Source organism: Geobacillus sp. TFV-3, assembly GCF_009901865.1.
GTDB classification, from domain to species: Bacteria; Bacillota; Bacilli; order Bacillales; family Anoxybacillaceae; genus Geobacillus; species Geobacillus thermoleovorans_A.
In genome coordinates this window covers 2,399,325-2,414,680 of record NZ_MPSP01000001.1, presented here as the reverse complement: position 1 = coordinate 2,414,680, position 15,356 = coordinate 2,399,325, and the positions used below count along the sequence as shown (strand labels likewise).

The window sequence follows — 15,356 nt, the reverse complement described above, 5'->3', positions numbered from 1 at the left end:
CAAGGCACATTATGTGTGAGGAGGTGGAGTGTGATGGCGAAAATCGGTGTCGAGCCATCGCTGACTGATGTGCAAGAGGCGTTGAGAGAAAGAGGGTATGACGTCGTGCCGCTCCGCGGGGAGCAAGACGCAAGAGGCTGCGACTGCTGCGTCATTACCGGCCTGGACGCCAATATTGCCGGCATTCACAACATCGTAACGTCCGGTCCGGTCATTGAAGCGAGCGGGCTCACTGCAGAAGAGATTTGCCAAAAAGTCGAAGAAAAACTTCGCTGATGATCGAACGTTTGGTCTGTGGGCGATGGCAGCCCGTATTTTGCGGAAATGTGGTATAAAGGATAGTAGAAAAAGGAGCGAAGAACGTTTTCGTTCCTTTTTCTTTTTTGCTAAAATAAGGGGAAGAAACAATGCTTGATCAACGATATGGAGGAGTGTCAATGAAAAAGAAACAGTTTGCCGTCATCGGCCTTGGGCGCTTTGGCGGCAGCATTTGCCGGACGCTGAGCGAACAAGGGATGGAAGTATTGGCCATTGATATTGATGAAGACCGGGTAAACGAATTTGCGTCGATCGCTTCGCACGCTGTCGTCGGCGACACGACCGATGAAAACGTGCTGAAAAGTTTAGGCATCCGCAACTTCGACCATGTCATCGTCGCGATCGGGGACAACATCCAGGCGAGCATTTTGACGACCCTGATTTTAAAAGAGCTCGGCGTCAACCATATTACGGTCAAGGCAACAAACGATTACCATGAGAAAGTGCTGAAAAAAATCGGCGCTGATCAAATCGTGCATCCAGAGCGCGACATGGGCGAGCGGATCGCCCACAATTTGATTTCCAACAACGTCCTCGATTATTTGGAGCTGTCGGACAAATACAGCATTGTCGAAATCGTGGCAAGCGAGCGGCTTGACGGCCATTCGCTTTTGGAGCTTGACATCCGCGCCCGCTATGGCATCAACATCGTCGCCATCAAGCGTGGAGCAAACGTCATCGTCTCTCCGCTCGCTTCGGAAATCATCCGCAAAGGTGATGTATTGGTCGTCATCGGCGCTGACAGCGACATTGACCGGTTTGAGGAAAAAGTGGTCGGTTGACGGTTGGCAGGCGGCCTGTGCATGATGGTGACGGAAAAAGGGCATCCTTTTGCAAGGACGCCCTTTTTTTTTAGATTTCCATGATGATCGGCAAAATCATCGGCCGCCGTTTTGTCCGCTCGTACAAGAACGGGGCGAGCGTTTCCGTGATTTCGTTTTTGATTTCCGACCATTGGTTCGTTTTGCGTTCCAGCACTTTTTCGAGATGCTTGGAGATCAACACTTGCGCTTCGCTGATTAAGTCACCTGACTCTCGCATATAGACGAAGCCGCGAGAAATAATGTCCGGGCCGGCGGCGATTTTGAACTCTTTCATGTTGATGCTGACGACGACAATCACGAGCCCTTCCTCAGACAAAATGCGGCGGTCGCGCAAGACGATGTTGCCGATGTCGCCGACACCGCTCCCGTCGATGTAGACGGAGCCGGACGGGATCTTGCCGACGATGCGTGCCTCTTTGTCGCTGATGCCAAGCACTTCGCCGTTGTCCATAATAAAGCAGTTTTCCTCCGGCACGCCGCAGTCGATGGCGAGCTTGGCGTGCATTTTTTGCATGCGGTATTCGCCGTGGATCGGCATGAAATATTTCGGCTTCATCAGCCGGATCATCAATTTTTGTTCTTCCTGCCCGCCGTGGCCGGACGTATGGATGTCGTTGAGCGGGCCATGGATGACTTCTGCGCCGGCCCGATACAGCATGTTGATCGTCCGATTGACGCTCACCGTGTTGCCCGGAATCGGCGATGAGGAAAAGACGACAGTGTCGCCCGGGATGATTTGAATTTGCCGGTGCGTGCCGTTGGCGATGCGCGACAAGGCGGCCATCGGCTCCCCTTGGCTGCCGGTGCATAAAATGGTCACCCGGTTGGCCGGCAGGCGGTTGATTTCGTTCGCGTCGACGAACGTGCCTTTCGGACATTTGATATAGCCGAGGTCTTGTCCGATCTCAATCGCTGCTTCCATGCTTCGGCCGAAGACAGCGATTTTTCGGTTGTTGGCGACGGCTGCTTCCGTCACCTGCTGGAGGCGGTGGATGTTTGATGCGAATGTGGCAAAAATGATGCGTCCTTCCACCTTGCGGAAAATGTCGTGAATGCTTTCGCCGACGCGCCGCTCCGACATCGTAAAATGCGGAATCTCGCTGTTCGTGCTGTCCGACAGCAGGCAAAGCACGCCTTCTTTCCCAATTTCGGCCATTTTCGTCAAATTGGCCGGCTCACCGACCGGCGTAAAATCGAATTTAAAATCCCCAGTGTGAACGATTTGCCCGACTGGTGTTTTCACAACAATCCCGTAGCTGTCCGGAATGCTGTGCGTCGTCCGGAAAAAGGTGACGGCCGTTTTTTGGAAGCGGATGACATCGTCTTCGCGAATCTCAATGAGTTTCGCTTGGCGCAACAATCCATGTTCCTCAAGTTTATTGCGAATCAGCCCAAGTGCTAATTTGCCGCCGTAAATTGGGATGTTCACCTGCCGGAGCAAATACGGAATGCCGCCGATATGGTCTTCGTGCCCGTGGGTGATGAACAGTCCTTTCACTTTGTCCGCATGCTTCACTAAATAGGAGTAGTCTGGAATGACATAGTCGATCCCGAGCAGTTCATCTTCTGGGAATTTAATGCCTGCGTCAATGACAATGATTTCGTCTTGGAATTGTACGCCGTATGTATTTTTTCCGATTTCACCCAGTCCGCCGAGGGCAAAAACGCCAACTTGCTGGTCCGTCAACAGCTTCATGATGAAATCTCCAATACTTGAAAGTTCGGGCTTTTCTTTTCGTATTCTAGATGCGCTCCCTCTAACGGCTGAATATACTCAATATTGATCGGACGGCCTTCGAGTTTTCGGCGTACATCCCGCTCTGATTCTGCTTCGATGTAGAGTGTTTTCGTTTTTTCTCTCACGGGTGCTTCATCTGCGTTTTCTTGGTAAAATACTTTGAAAATCATCGTAGAATCTCTCCTTATCGTACAATGGTTGCTCTATCTATTATATAAGAATGCAACTTTCTTTTCATGTGTTTTGTTGCCAAAAGCAAAAACAGGCGTGAGATGTGCCGACGATATGCATCATCTTTGACGAATGTTGCCCGCTTTATTCGCCAAAGTGGGAAAGAAGCCCTTCGAATGGAAGGGCTGTTGTTGTAACGGTCAGGCGATCAATTTTTTCCGGAGCAGGTCTTTCCATTGTTGAAGCAGCTTTTTTTTCAGCTTTTTCAACATGTTTCATCACTCCTTACCTTTTATTGTACTCATTTTGCGGCGAAAGTAAATGTTCTATTATATATGATATGTAGATGGAGGTTTGTTTTTCATGGGGAAAAATGGAACAGATCATGCCTCTTGGTTGACATTCCAGGCGTTTTTCAGTACGGTAAACAATGAACAACTTTTTCACAAGGGGAAGTGAACGTGGGCAGAAAAATCGTCTTTTTCGACATCGACGGTACGCTTCTTGATGAGCAAAAGCAGCTGCCGCTGTCAACGATCGAAGCGGTTCGCCGCCTGAAGCAGTCGGGCGTTTATGTCGCCATCGCCACCGGGCGCGCTCCGTTTATGTTTGAGCATGTGCGCAAACAACTTGGCATCGATTCGTTCGTCAGCTTCAACGGTCAGTACGTCGTTTTTGAAGGGAACGTATTATACAAGCAGCCGCTCCGGCGCGAGAAAGTCAGGACGCTGACAGAGGAAGCCCACAAAAACGGCCATCCACTCGTTTTTATGGATGCGGAGAAAATGAGAGCGAGCATCGGCGACCATCCGCACATCCACGTCAGCATGGCGAGCCTAAAATTCGCCCACCCGCCTGTCGACCCCCTTTATTATGAGAATAAAGACATTTATCAAGCGCTTCTGTTTTGCCGCGCCGAGGAAGAAGAACCGTATGTGCGCAACTATCCCGAATTTCGCTTCGTCCGTTGGCACGACGTCTCGACAGATGTGCTGCCGGCAGGGGGCTCGAAGGCGGAAGGCATCCGCATGATGATCGAAAAGCTCGGGATCGATAAGAAGGATGTATACGCGTTCGGCGACGGATTGAATGACATTGAAATGCTCTCGTTCGTCGGAACCGGGGTGGCGATGGGCAATGCCCATGAAGAAGTGAAGCGGGTCGCCGATTTCGTCACGAAGCCGGTCGATAAGGAAGGGATTTGGTACGGATTGAAACAGCTGCAGCTCATCCGATAAAAAGCGGCCTCAGCCTTTTCGGCGAGGCCGCTTGCCATTGACAGCGGGATTTTTAGCGCCCGATTGGAATCGCCCCGTCTGGCACTCGAAATGGGTCATCTTGGTTGATGCGGTCATAGAACATAATGCCGTTTAAATGATCGATTTCATGTTGGAAGACGATGGCTGGCAATCCTTTCAACCGCAGTGTGACTTCTTCGCCTTCGATCGTCGTCCCAGTGACAGTGATGCGAGCATAGCGCGGCACATATCCCGGCACGTCGCGGTCGACCGACAGGCAGCCTTCCCCGGTCGTCAAGTAACATTGTTGCACGGAGTGGCTGATGATTTTCGGGTTGAACAAGGCGTAGCTGTACAGCGTCCCGTTTTCATCGGTGACATGGACGGCGATCATTCGCTTCGAGACGTTGATTTGCGGGGCGGCAAGGCCGATGCCGGGCCGCAGGCCGTATTTGGCGGCCAACTCCGGGTCTTGGCTCATTTTCACGTAGTCGAGCAAGCTTTGCAAAATGTGCTTATCTTCCTCTGAAGGCGGCAACGGAACGGGTTCGGCGATTTTCCGCAACGTCGGATGCCCTTCTTTGATGATGTCCTTCATCGTGATCATTCCCTTTGTTCACTCCCTACGTTTGGCATCGCTGTCTATCGTTTAGTCTAACAAAATGAGCATCGATCGTAAATAAAAACGCAACCCCACGAATATATTATTCGAATATAAGGAAAACAAGAAGACAAATTAGAGAAAACGTTTTCATTATCTTGTCAAGCTGCTGTATGTTTTATATTTTGTGAAAATATAATACAGGACTCATACAGATGGTGAGGAATGTAATATAACAGTTTGTGGACGGAATATTTCAAATTCCAATTCCACCCAAAAGATAAAACGAAAAAACATGAGAAATCAAAGTCATTGACGGTTGATCCAAGAATGTGTAAACTAAAACTTGCAAATGCGTATTGTACTAATTCAGTCTTGCAAAATAGTGAAACAGATTTCGGTGCCTTTGCTGCTTGCGTTGGCGCCGGATGGCGGCCGTTTTTTATTTCTCTTTCATTTTGGGTACATTAATAGTATACGGGTGAATGTATTCTCATTTCCAAAATTCCCAACGAAAGGTAGAGGTGGATGACATGGGTGTGAAAACCTCCCAGTTTCGATTTGCGGAGCAGCTCGAGAAAGTAGCCGAGCAGTTCCCGACATTTCAAATTTTGAATGAAGAAGGCGAAATCGTCAACGAAGAGGCGATGCCGGAGTTGAGTGATGAGCAGCTGAAAGAGCTGATGCGCCGCATGGTGTATACGCGCATCCTCGACCAGCGCTGCATTTCGTTGAACCGCCAAGGCCGACTCGGGTTTTACGCGCCGACCGCCGGGCAAGAAGCGAGCCAAATCGCCAGCCATTTTGCGCTTGAGAAAGACGATTTCATTTTGCCGGGATATCGCGACGTTCCGCAAATCATTTGGCACGGTCTTCCGCTTTATCAAGCGTTTTTGTTCTCGCGCGGCCACTTTCATGGCAACCAAATTCCTGAAGGCGTCAACGTCTTGCCGCCGCAAATCATCATCGGGGCTCAATACATTCAAGCGGCCGGCGTGGCGCTCGGCTTGAAAATGCGGGGCAAAAAGGCAGTGGCCATTACATATACCGGCGATGGGGGCACATCGCAAGGCGACTTTTACGAAGGGATCAACTTTGCGGGGGCGTTTAAGGCACCGGCCATCTTTGTCGTGCAAAACAACCGCTTTGCCATCTCGACGCCAGTGGAAAAGCAAACGGTTGCCAAAACATTGGCGCAAAAAGCGGTCGCGGCCGGCATCCCGGGCATTCAAGTCGACGGCATGGATCCGCTTGCAGTCTACGCCGCGGTGAAAGCAGCCCGCGAACGCGCCGTTAACGGTGAAGGGCCGACGCTCATCGAAACGCTTTGCTTCCGCTACGGTCCGCATACGATGTCCGGCGACGATCCGACGCGCTATCGTTCGAAGGAACTCGAAAACGAATGGGCGAAAAAAGACCCGCTTGTCCGCTTCCGCAAGTTTTTAGAAGCGAAAGGTTTATGGAGCGAAGAGGAAGAAAACCGCGTCATCGAGCAGGCGAAAGAGGACATCAAAGAAGCGATCAAAAAAGCGGACGAAACGCCGAAGCAAAAAGTGACCGACTTAATCAGCATCATGTTCGAAGAGCTGCCGTTCAATTTGAAAGAGCAGTATGAAATTTATAAAGAGAAGGAGTCGAAGTAAGCCATGGCGCAAATGACAATGGTTCAAGCGATCACCGATGCGCTGCGCATCGAGATGAGAAACGATCCGAACGTGCTGGTGTTTGGAGAAGACGTTGGGGTCAACGGCGGCGTATTCCGGGTGACCGAAGGGCTGCAAGCGGAGTTTGGCGAAGAGCGCGTGTTTGATACGCCGTTGGCCGAATCCGGGATCGGCGGCTTGGCGATCGGTTTGGCTTTGCAAGGGTTCCGACCGGTGCCGGAAATTCAGTTTTTCGGGTTCGTCTATGAGGCGATGGACGCGATTTGCGGACAAATGGCGCGCATCCGCTACCGCACTGGCGGTCGCTACCATGTGCCGATTACGGTTCGTTCGCCGTTTGGCGGCGGCGTCCATACGCCAGAATTGCACTCAGACAGCTTAGAAGGACTCGTCGCCCAACAGCCGGGTTTGAAAGTCGTCATCCCGTCGACGCCGTATGATGCGAAAGGATTGCTCATCTCGGCGATCCGCGACAACGATCCGGTGATTTTCCTTGAGCATTTGAAACTGTACCGTTCGTTCCGCCAAGAAGTGCCGGAAGGAGAGTACACGATTCCGATCGGCAAAGCGGACATTAAGCGTGAAGGGAAAGACATTACGATTATCGCGTATGGTGCCATGGTGCATGAATCGTTAAAAGCGGCGGCAGAATTAGAGAAGGAGGGCATTTCTGCCGAAGTCGTCGACTTGCGCACCGTGCAGCCGCTCGATATTGAGACGATCATTGGTTCGGTTGAAAAAACGGGCCGCGCCATCGTCGTGCAAGAAGCGCAACGGCAAGCCGGCATCGCCGCCAACGTCGTCGCGGAAATTAATGAGCGGGCGATTTTAAGCCTTGAGGCGCCGGTATTGCGCGTCGCCGCTCCGGATACCGTCTATCCGTTCGCGCAAGCAGAATCGGTGTGGCTGCCGAACTTTAAAGACGTGATCGAGACGGCGAAAAAAGTGATCAACTTCTAATGTGGACAAGTCCGGGGGAGCGAAGCGCCTTCCCCCGCTCATTTTCGGCAAACGATAGGAGGTCGACCTACAGTGGCATTTGAATTTAAGTTGCCGGATATTGGCGAAGGCATTCACGAAGGCGAGATTGTCAAATGGTTCGTCAAGCCGGGCGATGAAGTGAACGAGGACGACGTGTTGTGCGAAGTGCAAAACGACAAAGCGGTCGTCGAGATCCCGTCTCCGGTTAAAGGAAAAGTGCTTGAGATCCTCGTCCCGGAAGGAACAGTGGCGACGGTCGGGCAAACGCTCATTACGCTCGATGCGCCGGGCTATGAAAACATGACGTTTAAAGGGCAGGAGCACGAAGAAGAGACGAAAAAAGAGGAAAAAGCGGAAACGGTGTCGAAAGAAGAAAACGTTGAGGTCGCTCCGGAAGCGCCGGCGGCAGAAGCCGACCCGAACCGCCGCGTCATCGCGATGCCGTCTGTGCGAAAATATGCGCGTGAAAAAGGCGTCGATATCCGCCTCGTTCAAGGGACGGGGAAAAACGGCCGTGTTTTGAAAGAAGATATTGATGCTTTCCTCGCTGGCGGCGCGAAAGCCGCGGCTGAGCCGGCGCCGCAAGCGGCGGAAGAGAAGGCAGCGCCGCAAGCGCCAGCGGCGAAACCGGTTGTGCCGGAAGGCGAATTCCCGGAAACGCGCGAGAAAATGAGCGGCATCCGCCGGGCGATCGCCAAGGCCATGGTGCATTCGAAACATACGGCCCCGCACGTGACGCTCATGGACGAAGCCGATGTGACGAAGCTTGTTGCTCACCGAAAAAAATTCAAGGGCATTGCCGCGGAAAAGGGCATCAAGCTGACGTTCTTGCCGTATGTCGTCAAAGCGCTTGTTTCCGCGTTGCGTGAATATCCAGTGCTGAATACGTCGATTGACGATGCGGCGGAGGAAATTATTCATAAGCATTACTACAACATCGGCATCGCCGCTGATACGGATCGGGGGTTGCTCGTTCCGGTCATTAAACATGCCGACCGGAAGCCGATTTTCGCGCTGGCGAAGGAAATCAACGAACTTGCTGAAAAAGCGCGCGAAGGCAAACTGATGCCAAACGAAATGAAAGGCGCATCGTGCACGATCACGAACATCGGCTCAGCCGGCGGGCAATGGTTTACGCCGGTCATTAACCATCCGGAAGTGGCGATTCTTGGCATCGGCCGCATTGCTGAAAAACCGATCGTCCGCGACGGTGAAATTGTCGCTGCTCCGGTCTTGGCGCTCTCGTTGAGCTTTGACCACCGGATGATCGACGGAGCGACGGCGCAAAAAGCGCTCAACCATATCAAGCAGCTGTTAAGCGATCCAGAATTATTATTAATGGAGGCGTAAAACGATGGTAGTTGGCGATTTTGCAATTGAAACCGAAACGCTCGTCGTCGGCGCCGGCCCTGGCGGCTATGTCGCCGCCATCCGCGCCGCACAGCTCGGCCAAAAAGTGACGATTGTGGAAAAAGGAAATTTAGGCGGCGTCTGCTTAAACGTCGGCTGCATCCCGTCAAAGGCGCTCATTTCGGCAAGCCACCGCTACGAGCAGGCGAAACATTCCGAAGAGATGGGCATCAAGGCGGAAAACGTTACGGTTGATTTCTCGAAAGTGCAAGAATGGAAAGCGAGCATCGTCAAAAAGTTGACCGGCGGCGTTGAAGGGTTGCTCAAAGGCAACAAAGTCGACATCGTCAAAGGGGAAGCGTATTTCGTCGACGCCAACACGGTGCGCGTCGTCAACGGCGACAGCGCGCAGACGTATACGTTTAAAAACGCAATTCTTGCCACTGGTTCACGCCCGATCGAGTTGCCGAACTTCAAGTTTTCCGGCCGCATTCTCGACTCGACCGGTGCGCTCAACCTCGGGGAAATCCCGAAGTCGCTCGTTGTGATCGGCGGCGGCTACATCGGCATCGAACTCGGTACGGCTTACGCCAACTTTGGAGCGAAAGTGACGATTCTTGAAGGGGCCGGTGAGATTTTATCCGGTTTTGAAAAGCAAATGGTGTCGGTCATTAAACGCCGTCTGAAGAGCAAAGGGGTCGAAGTCATAACGAACGCGCTTGCGAAAGGGGCCGAAGAGCGTGCAGACGGCGTGACGGTTACGTATGAAGCGAACGGCGAAACGAAAACGATTGACGCCGACTATGTGTTGGTGACGGTCGGCCGCCGGCCGAATACAGATGAGCTTGGTCTTGAACAAATCGGCATTAAAATGAACAACCGCGGCTTGATTGAAGTGGACCAACAATGCCGGACGAGCGTGCCGAACATTTTCGCCATCGGCGATATCGTTCCAGGCCCGGCGCTTGCTCATAAAGCGTCGTATGAAGGAAAAGTGGCGGCGGAAGCCATCGCTGGCCATCCGTCGGTCGTCGATTACATCGCCATTCCGGCGGTCGTCTTCTCCGATCCGGAATGCGCCTCGGTCGGCTATTTTGAGCAGCAGGCGAAAGAGGAAGGCATCGACGTCATGACGGCGAAATTCCCGTTTGCCGCCAACGGCCGCGCTCTGTCGCTCAACGATACGGACGGCTTCTTGAAGCTTGTCGTCCGCAAAGAAGACAACGTCGTCATTGGAGCGCAAATCATCGGCCCGAACGCCTCGGATATGATCGCCGAGCTTGGGCTTGCCATCGAAGCCGGCATGACCGCGGAAGACATCGCGTTGACGATCCATGCCCATCCGACGCTTGGCGAAATCGCCATGGAAGCGGCGGAAGTGGCGCTTGGCACGCCGATTCATATCATTGCGAAGTAACGGAAAGCGAAGGGGCTGACCCCAAAAATCCGCTTTTTGGCGGACTTTTGGGTCAACCCCTTTATCATTCCAAACCGAGAAGCCCCCCACTTCTACGCGTGAGCGGAAGTGGGGGATGAATCGGCATTCGCCATCACTCTCTCTTGCCTTCAACGAACAAAAGGTGTAAAATAGAGATTAGAACAAATGTTCTGTAATGGGGGGAGGGAAGGTCATGCACAAAGCCTACCGCTTTCGGTTGCATCCTTCCTTGTATTCCATACAATAAGTTATATTTCATCAGACTCCAAAAGTTGGTTATTTTAGATGTCATACAGTATTATGCAGGGAACCGGGAGGGGGAGTAATAAAAATTTTTTCACAAATTTCACAGTATCTTATAATGGCGCTGCAAGATGATTGGCAGAAAAGAAATGAATCTGCGGCGGCAGCTGTATGTTCGCCTGTTGTTGCGCCCGGTCGACAGTCTTTTGTTCAAAGGAGCGGCCTAGTCCATTTCTTGTCCAATTTCCCATACTATTTTCCGCTCTCGCTTCATATCGTTATGGTAAAGAGCAAGCGGGAGATGGAGTTGAAATGAAAGCTTACGTTGCATTTTTGATGCAGATGATGATTTGGAGCAGTTTCTCATTGATCGAGTGGCTGTCAGGAAGGGACCGGCCGTTTTTCCGCGGGCTGATGCTGTGCGTCTTTATGTACATCGCGTTTTTGCTGGCGCGCCGGCTCGGCTTGGCGACGCGCAAGGCGGCGCTGACGACGATTGGGACGGCGGCGGTGTACTTTGCCGGCCAGCATGTCATTTGGCAGGCTGTCCAATAAAAAACAGCGGGCACTCCACCGCTGTTTACGCGCCGCCAAACGCCATCGTCCGGCCGCTGAACAAGTGCAGTTCCCCGCCGAGCGTTTTCGCCAGCCATTTGCTGAATTCATTGGCCTTCCCTTTATCCCCATGCGTCGCCCCCGGCGGCAGCGTGACGTCAATGAATGTCTCTTCCCCAGCTGTCCGCACGGAAATCGCCATCCCTTTGTACAAACGGCCGTCGCCTTGCAAGTAGAGAATGGATTCGTGTTCGCGGACCGTATACGGGAAAGCGGCCTGTTCATACGCCCAACCGAGCTGTTCCCCTGTCTTTTTGAGCGCCGTCTGGTAGCGTTCGAGCAGCTGTTTGACGTCCTCGGTTGTCATCGTTTTCCCCGCCGGCAGCTTTAGATAGGTGTTCATGTTTCTCGACCCTCCCATGATTCGCATTGCGTCTTTATCATTTCTCAACAGAAGACCCCCACTTCCGTTTTGTTCAGGGCATAGCCCAAAAATAAGTGGGAGATGAATGGCAGGAAGTCCAGCCTATATCATCGAATTTTCCGAACAGTGGAGTAGTTCAAATTCATTGTACCATATGTCGCTAGACGATAGGTGGAAAAAAGAGCGATTGCAAAAAAATTCCCTTTTGATTAAATGTGATATACAAATTAGGATTGACAACCTAAATGTGATATATTATTATAAAGTCAACAACGGAATTTATCATCACAAAGGGGTTTTGGGGATGGGCACGATCGTATGCCAAACGTGTGATGCGACGATTGCGTATTTTGAAGATGAAAAAGTGACAACGCTTTATGGGAAATGTGATTGCTGTGAGCATGACAACGAGGGCGGAGAAAGAGAGTAAAACGGTCAAACTGATGGGGGAAGGAATGGATAGAGGCGCGCATGTCGACAAGTCACATGCGCGTCGTTTATTTTGGCGCAAAAAACACAAGCCGGGCAAACCGGCTTGTGCGGTCAGCGGATTGGTTTATATTCTTTAATGACGCGCAACGTCTGCAGCGTGTCGTCTTCCGGTCCTTGGACAGGGAGGCCAGCAGCCAAGTTCGTCTCAATATATTTCAAGTTTTCTTCCGTGATGATTTCGCCTGGAATAAAAATCGGAATGCCAGGCGGATACACCATCACAAATTCGGCGATGATCCGGCCGGCCGATTCGTGAAACGGCACGACTTCGGTTTCAGCGTAAAACGCATCGCGCGGCGTCAAGGCGAGCGCCGGGATGTCCGGAAGGAGCACTTTCGGCTTGACCCCTTTCTCTGCCTGATGGCTGAACTGCTGTGACAAGCGGCGGAGCGCTTCAATGAGCAGGTTCGCCTCCCGTTCGGTATCGCCCGGGGTGATGATGCACAAAATGTTGTATAAATCGGAAAGCTCGACTTCAATGTTGTACGTTTCGCGCAGCCACCGTTCGACGTCATGGCCGGTCAGCCCGAGCTCTTTAACCGAAATGATGAGCTTCGTCGGATCGTAGTCGTACGTTGCTTCCGTGCCTAAAATTTCTTCGCCGACGCAGTACAAATACGGAATCTCGTTGATTTGCCGGCGCGTCCAGTCGGCGAGTCGAATGGCTTTGTCGATGAGTTCACGCCCTTTCGTCGCCAACTGTTTGCGGGCGACATCAAGCGAAGCGAGCAGCAAATACGATGTTGAGGTCGTCGTCAGCATGCTTAAAATCGCCTGCACGTGTTTTGCGGAGACGAGTCCTTCGCGCACATTCAAAATCGAGCTTTGCGTCAGCGATCCGCCGAGCTTATGGACGCTTGTCGCCGCCATATCGGCGCCCGCTTGCATCGCTGAGAGCGGCAAGTCCTCATGAAAATGAATGTGCACACCGTGCGCTTCGTCGACCAGCACCGGAACGTTGTACGAGTGGGCGATATCGACGATTTTTTTCAAATCGCCGGCAATGCCAAAGTACGTCGGGTTGATGACGAGCACCCCTTTGGCGTCCGGGTGCTGGCGGAGCGCTTTTTCCACTGCTTGCGGCGTAATGCCATGGGAAATGCCGAGCTCCTTGTCGATTTCGGGATGAATGAAAATCGGCGTCGCTCCAGAAAAGACAATGGCCGACATGACCGATTTATGGACGTTGCGCGGCACGATGATTTTATCGCCCGGCCCGGCGACCGACATGACCATCGTCATGATGGCGCCGCTTGTTCCTTGCACCGAGAAAAACGTATAATCGGCGCCGAACGCTTCGGCAGCGAGCTCCTGCGCCCGTTTGATCATCCCCTTTGGATGATGCAAGTCATCGAGCGGGCTGATGTTGATCAAATCAATCGCCAAGGCGTTGTCTCCGATGAAAGCGCGAAACTCCGGATCCATGCCGGCCCCTTTTTTATGGCCGGGAATGTGAAATTGAACCGGATTTTTTTTCATATGCTCCAACAAACCGGTAAACAATGGTGTTTCGAGCTGCGACAATGGTTTTTCACACCTCTTTATCTCGAGGATAAAACAAGTGCATTATAGCATGGATTTTTCTGTTTGCAAAGAAGAAATGAATGGACGCTGAAAAAGGAGAACAGTGGTTCAAGAGAGAAATAAAAGAGAGACAAAACCAAAAGGGGGCGTTATCGAAATGAAATGGAGAACGAGGGTGACAGAGCTGCTCGGCATTACATATCCGATCATTCAAGGAGGACTCGCTTATTTGGCGTACGCTGATTTGGCCGCAGCGGTTTCGAACGCCGGCGGGCTCGGACAAATTACGGCCATGTCGCTTGATGGACCGGAGCAGTTGCGCGAGGAAATCCGCAAGGTGAAGGAAAAAACCGATCGGCCGTTCGGCGTCAATTTCGCCATTGGCCAGCACGGCCGCCCGTTTTCTCATATGCTTGAAGCAGCGCTTGATGAGGGGGTGCCGGTCGTTTCGGTCACCGGCGGCAATCCGGCGCCGTTTTTTGAACAATTGAAAGGAACAAACGTGAAAAAGCTCGTGCTCGTCGCCGCCGTCCGCCAGGCAGTGAAAGCAGAGGAGCTCGGTGCTGATGCGGTGATGGTCGTCGGTCAGGAAGGGGGCGGGCATCTCGGCAAATACGATATTGGCACGTTCGTCCTCATTCCGAAAGTCGTTGACTCCGTATCGATTCCGGTCATCGCCTCGGGCGGCATCGCTGATGGACGCGGGTTGATGGCGGCATTGGCGCTTGGAGCGGAGGGGATTGAGATGGGAACGCGGTTTATCGCCACGAAAGAATGCGTTCATGCTCATCCCGCTTATAAAGAAATGATTCTCAACGCCACCGAAAACGATACGGTCATCATTAAACGGTCGCTCGGGGCGCCAGGGCGGGTGCTGGCCAACGCCTGGGCGGAAAAAATATTGGAAATCGAGCGCCAAGGCGGCACGTACGATGATTTAAAAGAATATATCAGCGGAGAAGCGAACCGGCGCTTCATTTACGAAGGAAAGGTGGACGAAGGATTTGCTTGGGCCGGGCAGGCGATCGGGCTCATTCACGACGTTCCGTCCGTTGCTGAGTTGTTTGCCCGCATGATCGAAGAGGCGGAACAAATTCGGCGCCGTTGGGCAAACTAACGGTGGAGGTGGAACAATGGGTTATTCCTATCCATTTTCCTACGACTGGTCAACACAAGAAATCATTGATGTCATCAAATTTTTCACGGCGATCGAAACGGTCTATGAGCGGGGGATGAGGCGCGAGGAGCTGATGGATGTCTACCGTCGTTTCAAAGAGATCGTCCCATCGAAAAGCGAAGAAAACCGACTGTATGCTGAATTTGAAAAAGAAAGCGGCTACTCGTCATATGCGGTCATGAAGCGGGCAAAAGAGGCAAAAAACGGCGATTGGATTCACATCGAGCCGCAAGGGAAGCGCGGTAGGTAAACGCACAAATTAGTTGCATACACCCCTTTTTCCACATAATATAATATAAAACAAAATGAAGCAGCACATTCGTGACGGGCGCCGGAAGTTTCGCGGATGATAGGGAAAGGGGTGCGGACGAATATGAAAAAAACCGCCAATTCGCTGAAGCGGCCAGATGGAGACAAACGCATGGCGGTGTTGCGGCTCGAACTCGATTACGAATTAGCGACGCTGTACGAGGCCATGATGGAAAACGATGAAGAAAAGAAAAAAGAGTGCAAACGGCGGCTTGAAAAGCTGCGCCAAGAACTGATGCGCCTTCAAGTATGATTCTGATTCAAGGCGAACCATCTTTCCGGTTCGTTTTTTTCTTGAGCGGTGTCCGC

General features: G+C 52.1%; 18 protein-coding genes. 12 read left to right on the top strand and 6 right to left on the bottom strand.

From position 1 onward, the window contains the following. Positions 1-33: 33 nt before the first annotated feature. Positions 34-276: a YkuS family protein gene (locus BJQ97_RS12160; RefSeq protein ID WP_160156777.1), complete on the top strand. Its 243-nt coding sequence runs from the start codon at positions 34-36 to the stop codon at positions 274-276. Positions 277-437: 161 nt separating this feature from the next. After that, positions 438-1,100: a potassium channel family protein gene (locus tag BJQ97_RS12155; RefSeq protein WP_160156776.1), complete on the top strand. Its 663-nt coding sequence runs from the start codon at positions 438-440 to the stop codon at positions 1,098-1,100. Between the two features lie 70 nt (positions 1,101-1,170). Here the strand turns inward: BJQ97_RS12155 and rnjA are convergent, their stop codons facing one another. The 3 genes from rnjA to BJQ97_RS17960 form a co-directional block, all read right to left on the bottom strand. Then, a complete protein-coding gene (gene rnjA / locus BJQ97_RS12150; RefSeq protein WP_011230553.1) occupies positions 1,171-2,838 on the bottom strand; it encodes a ribonuclease J1 in 1,668 nt (555 codons plus the stop codon). After that, positions 2,835-3,050 (bottom strand): DNA-dependent RNA polymerase subunit epsilon, encoded by a 216-nt coding sequence (locus BJQ97_RS12145; RefSeq protein WP_011230554.1) that lies wholly within the window; start codon positions 3,048-3,050, stop codon positions 2,835-2,837. Before BJQ97_RS12145 ends, rnjA begins: the two co-directional genes overlap by 4 nt. A gap of 145 nt (positions 3,051-3,195) precedes the next feature. Then, positions 3,196-3,330: a hypothetical protein gene (locus BJQ97_RS17960; RefSeq protein ID WP_268892802.1), complete on the bottom strand. Its 135-nt coding sequence runs from the start codon at positions 3,328-3,330 to the stop codon at positions 3,196-3,198. A gap of 176 nt (positions 3,331-3,506) precedes the next feature. Between BJQ97_RS17960 and BJQ97_RS12140 the strand changes: the two genes are divergently transcribed. After that, positions 3,507-4,289, top strand: a complete 783-nt coding sequence (locus tag BJQ97_RS12140; protein WP_160156775.1) for a Cof-type HAD-IIB family hydrolase — start codon at positions 3,507-3,509, stop codon at positions 4,287-4,289. 52 nt (positions 4,290-4,341) lie between these two features. On the opposite strand, the gene def is transcribed toward BJQ97_RS12140, so the two are convergent. Continuing rightward, complete coding sequence (def, locus tag BJQ97_RS12135; RefSeq protein WP_160156774.1) at positions 4,342-4,896, bottom strand: peptide deformylase; 555 nt, start codon at positions 4,894-4,896, stop codon at positions 4,342-4,344. A gap of 527 nt (positions 4,897-5,423) precedes the next feature. Here def and pdhA point away from each other — a divergent pair. From pdhA to BJQ97_RS12110, 5 genes are all read left to right on the top strand, one after another. After that, positions 5,424-6,533 (top strand): pyruvate dehydrogenase (acetyl-transferring) E1 component subunit alpha, encoded by a 1,110-nt coding sequence (pdhA, locus tag BJQ97_RS12130; protein ID WP_160156773.1) that lies wholly within the window; start codon positions 5,424-5,426, stop codon positions 6,531-6,533. Positions 6,534-6,536: 3 nt separating this feature from the next. Further along, positions 6,537-7,514 (top strand): pyruvate dehydrogenase complex E1 component subunit beta, encoded by a 978-nt coding sequence (gene pdhB, locus BJQ97_RS12125; protein ID WP_160156772.1) that lies wholly within the window; start codon positions 6,537-6,539, stop codon positions 7,512-7,514. Positions 7,515-7,586: 72 nt separating this feature from the next. After that, positions 7,587-8,885 (top strand): dihydrolipoamide acetyltransferase family protein, encoded by a 1,299-nt coding sequence (locus BJQ97_RS12120; protein WP_160156771.1) that lies wholly within the window; start codon positions 7,587-7,589, stop codon positions 8,883-8,885. Positions 8,886-8,889: 4 nt separating this feature from the next. Further along, positions 8,890-10,302 (top strand): dihydrolipoyl dehydrogenase, encoded by a 1,413-nt coding sequence (gene lpdA / locus BJQ97_RS12115; protein ID WP_160156770.1) that lies wholly within the window; start codon positions 8,890-8,892, stop codon positions 10,300-10,302. 576 nt (positions 10,303-10,878) lie between these two features. Beyond that, entirely contained in the window at positions 10,879-11,121 is a 243-nt protein-coding gene (locus BJQ97_RS12110; protein ID WP_160156769.1) for a hypothetical protein, read from the top strand. A gap of 25 nt (positions 11,122-11,146) precedes the next feature. Here the strand turns inward: BJQ97_RS12110 and BJQ97_RS12105 are convergent, their stop codons facing one another. Next, positions 11,147-11,524, bottom strand: a complete 378-nt coding sequence (locus BJQ97_RS12105) for a DUF1885 family protein (RefSeq protein ID WP_066233774.1) — start codon at positions 11,522-11,524, stop codon at positions 11,147-11,149. Between the two features lie 325 nt (positions 11,525-11,849). Here BJQ97_RS12105 and BJQ97_RS12100 point away from each other — a divergent pair, with 325 nt between their 5' ends. Further along, positions 11,850-11,975: a GapA-binding peptide SR1P gene (locus tag BJQ97_RS12100; RefSeq protein ID WP_160156768.1), complete on the top strand. Its 126-nt coding sequence runs from the start codon at positions 11,850-11,852 to the stop codon at positions 11,973-11,975. Positions 11,976-12,088: 113 nt separating this feature from the next. Here the strand turns inward: BJQ97_RS12100 and BJQ97_RS12095 are convergent, their stop codons facing one another. Next, a complete protein-coding gene (locus BJQ97_RS12095) occupies positions 12,089-13,561 on the bottom strand; it encodes an aminotransferase class I/II-fold pyridoxal phosphate-dependent enzyme (RefSeq protein WP_160156767.1) in 1,473 nt (490 codons plus the stop codon). 157 nt (positions 13,562-13,718) lie between these two features. Between BJQ97_RS12095 and BJQ97_RS12090 the strand changes: the two genes are divergently transcribed. The 3 genes from BJQ97_RS12090 to BJQ97_RS12080 all read left to right on the top strand — a co-directional run bounded on the left by BJQ97_RS12090 (position 13,719) and on the right by BJQ97_RS12080 (position 15,300). After that, positions 13,719-14,678, top strand: coding sequence for an NAD(P)H-dependent flavin oxidoreductase (locus BJQ97_RS12090; protein ID WP_160156766.1), 960 nt, complete (start codon positions 13,719-13,721; stop codon positions 14,676-14,678). Positions 14,679-14,694: 16 nt separating this feature from the next. Continuing rightward, complete coding sequence (locus BJQ97_RS12085) at positions 14,695-14,988, top strand: UPF0223 family protein (RefSeq protein ID WP_160156765.1); 294 nt, start codon at positions 14,695-14,697, stop codon at positions 14,986-14,988. A gap of 123 nt (positions 14,989-15,111) precedes the next feature. Further along, complete coding sequence (locus BJQ97_RS12080) at positions 15,112-15,300, top strand: hypothetical protein (RefSeq protein ID WP_011230567.1); 189 nt, start codon at positions 15,112-15,114, stop codon at positions 15,298-15,300. Positions 15,301-15,356: the final 56 nt, after the last annotated feature.

What these genes read in the sequence shown, in the direction of transcription:
- BJQ97_RS12160 (WP_160156777.1), top strand. Translation starts at nt 34, where the DNA reads ATGGCGAAAATCGGTGTCGAGCCATCGCTGACTGATGTGCAAGAGGCG.
- BJQ97_RS12155 (WP_160156776.1), top strand. Translation starts at nt 438, where the DNA reads ATGAAAAAGAAACAGTTTGCCGTCATCGGCCTTGGGCGCTTTGGCGGC.
- rnjA (WP_011230553.1), bottom strand. Translation starts at nt 2,838, where the DNA reads ATGAAGCTGTTGACGGACCAGCAAGTTGGCGTTTTTGCCCTCGGCGGA.
- BJQ97_RS12145 (WP_011230554.1), bottom strand. Translation starts at nt 3,050, where the DNA reads ATGATTTTCAAAGTATTTTACCAAGAAAACGCAGATGAAGCACCCGTG.
- BJQ97_RS17960 (WP_268892802.1), bottom strand. Translation starts at nt 3,330, where the DNA reads ATGAAACATGTTGAAAAAGCTGAAAAAAAAGCTGCTTCAACAATGGAA.
- def (WP_160156774.1), bottom strand. Translation starts at nt 4,896, where the DNA reads ATGATCACGATGAAGGACATCATCAAAGAAGGGCATCCGACGTTGCGG.
- pdhA (WP_160156773.1), top strand. Translation starts at nt 5,424, where the DNA reads ATGGGTGTGAAAACCTCCCAGTTTCGATTTGCGGAGCAGCTCGAGAAA.
- pdhB (WP_160156772.1), top strand. Translation starts at nt 6,537, where the DNA reads ATGGCGCAAATGACAATGGTTCAAGCGATCACCGATGCGCTGCGCATC.
- lpdA (WP_160156770.1), top strand. Translation starts at nt 8,890, where the DNA reads ATGGTAGTTGGCGATTTTGCAATTGAAACCGAAACGCTCGTCGTCGGC.
- BJQ97_RS12110 (WP_160156769.1), top strand. Translation starts at nt 10,879, where the DNA reads ATGAAAGCTTACGTTGCATTTTTGATGCAGATGATGATTTGGAGCAGT.
- BJQ97_RS12105 (WP_066233774.1), bottom strand. Translation starts at nt 11,524, where the DNA reads ATGAACACCTATCTAAAGCTGCCGGCGGGGAAAACGATGACAACCGAG.
- BJQ97_RS12100 (WP_160156768.1), top strand. Translation starts at nt 11,850, where the DNA reads ATGGGCACGATCGTATGCCAAACGTGTGATGCGACGATTGCGTATTTT.
- BJQ97_RS12090 (WP_160156766.1), top strand. Translation starts at nt 13,719, where the DNA reads ATGAAATGGAGAACGAGGGTGACAGAGCTGCTCGGCATTACATATCCG.
- BJQ97_RS12085 (WP_160156765.1), top strand. Translation starts at nt 14,695, where the DNA reads ATGGGTTATTCCTATCCATTTTCCTACGACTGGTCAACACAAGAAATC.
- BJQ97_RS12080 (WP_011230567.1), top strand. Translation starts at nt 15,112, where the DNA reads ATGAAAAAAACCGCCAATTCGCTGAAGCGGCCAGATGGAGACAAACGC.